Here is a 1003-nt window from a genome sequence, read left to right as displayed (position 1 = left end):
GTCGTCTCTCCAACAACGTTCCCGGCATTTGCCCACCGCGTCGATCGCCGACCTGCCGACCCGGTAGCCGTCGGAATCCACATGGAAAATCTTCTCCACGCGACCTTCCAAACGACGCGCCACCACCGTCTGCGCGATTCTGTCCGCGACGGTAGGCACACCTAACATCCTGATGCCCCGCCCGCCGTCTCTCGGTATCGGCACCGCCTTCACCGGCTGCGGAAAATACGACCCCGAACTCATCCGGTTCCAGATCCGGTACAGCTGGTTCTTCAGATCCGCCTCGAACTCGGCCAGAGTCACCCCGTCCACACCCGGTGCACCCTTATTGTCCTTGACTTTCTGGTACGCCTCCCACACTTCCCACTTCGAAATCTCAAACGGTTTCTCGCTTTGCTTCGGCTCGCCCACTCGATCCCTCCCGGGATTCTCCCAGTTGCCCGAACGAACTCACCTGAACAGTCCAGCCCCTTCGCTCCACCCCCATTACAGGGGCTTCTCCACTACTATGGGCCGGTCCGACTGCACACCCCGCGACGATACTCAACGCCTTACGGTTTCTGCCGCTTGGCGGGCTCACTTTCGCCCCGGACCAGCCGGGACAGTATCGGGGCATGCCATCCCACGTTCCGCACGGAAGCCGCAGACCGGGCTCGTGCCGCCATTCACACCGGGCACCGCCTGGCCAGTAAACGGGTATCCGCCAGGCTAATCCTAGGACACTCTCTACACCCTAGTTTCGATGCCAGCTGTACATTTCGGTGCTTCATCAGCGGAGAGCTGAGCTCACCTTCCCGGTCCCCAGCTGACGCATCTTGTGCGCCTTTTCCTCAACGCTCACCACGACAGGCTTCAACTAACGCAGCTTGAGGTGCTTTGAAGTCTCCCCCCGCAGGGCGACTCCGGAGGGCCACAAATCCTCCATCTCCCATGCAGTTACACGCCTTCGCAGAAACAGTCGACCTACCTTAGGCGGCTGCCTTACTCGACGTTCGTGGTACAC

Annotated in this window: 1 pseudogene; it reads right to left on the bottom strand. The window is 60.7% G+C overall.

Annotated features, from left to right (window positions below):
- A pseudogene (locus U9977_RS24025) lies at positions 1–411 on the bottom strand (group II intron reverse transcriptase/maturase); the annotation flags it as partial.
- Between the last annotated feature and the right edge of the window lie 592 nt (positions 412–1003).

The sequence above is a fragment of the Protofrankia sp. Cas8 genome (assembly GCF_963555845.1).
GTDB lineage: Bacteria > Actinomycetota > Actinomycetes > Frankiales > Frankiaceae > Protofrankia.
This window is presented reverse-complemented; position numbering and strand designations above follow the sequence as displayed.